This window comes from Amycolatopsis sp. WAC 01376, assembly GCF_003947415.1.
Taxonomy (GTDB): Bacteria; Actinomycetota; Actinomycetes; order Mycobacteriales; family Pseudonocardiaceae; genus Amycolatopsis.
In genome coordinates this window covers 1-759 of the sequence record NZ_QHKL01000023.1, presented here as the reverse complement: position 1 = coordinate 759, position 759 = coordinate 1, and the positions used below count along the sequence as shown (strand labels likewise).

The window sequence follows — 759 nt, the reverse complement described above, 5'->3', positions numbered from 1 at the left end:
CAGCGCGCTCGGTTCGGCGCGGATGGCGCGCGTGTCGGAGTACCAGGCGCTGCTTCCCTTGCTCTTCCCTCTCCTCCCCTTCCCTCCTTCTTCTCTCTTCTCCCCCTTTCCTCCCTCCTCCCTCTCCTCTCTCTTTTTTCTTTCTTCTTCCCTCTCTTTTTTCCCTTCTTCTCTTCTTCCCCCCTCTTTTTCCTTTTTCTTCCTCCCTCCTTTTCCCTCTTTTTCCTTTTTCTCCTTTTCCTCCCTCCTTTTCTTCTCCTTCTTCTTCTTCCTCTTCTTCTTCTTCCCTCTTTCTTCTTTTTTCCCTTCCTCCTCCCTTTCCCCTTTTTTCTCTTCCTTTTCCTTCTCCCCTTCCTCCCTCTCTCTCTTTTTCTTTCTCCTCTCTTTTCCCTTCCTTTCTCTTTCTCTCTTCTTCTCTTTTCCTCCCTCCTCCTCCTCCTCTCCTCCTTTCTCTTCTTCTTCCCTTCTCTCCTCCTCTTCTCCTCCCTTTCCTCTTCCCCCCTCCTTCTCTTCCTTCTTTTCCTCTTTTCCCTTCTCCCTCTTCTTTCTTCCTTCCTTCCTCTCCGCTCCCCGCGCGTTTGCGCTTCTCCTCCCTTTCCTCTCCTCCTCCCGTCTCGTTCTCTCTCTTCTCTCTCTTTTCCTTCCTTCCTTTCTTTCCTTTCTCCTTCCCCCTTTTCTCTTCCCCCTTTTTCCCGGCCGCTCGTCTCTGCCGGCCGGTTGGTCCCCCCCCCGCGCCCCCTTCGCGCCTTGGTGGTCGCC

At 53.4% G+C, this 759-nt stretch carries 1 protein-coding gene; it reads right to left on the bottom strand.

All coding sequences use genetic code 11. The features are described 5' to 3' along the window. On the bottom strand, window positions 1–759 hold a 759-nt coding region (locus tag DMH03_RS42490), incomplete at both ends, for a hypothetical protein (RefSeq protein ID WP_199749248.1).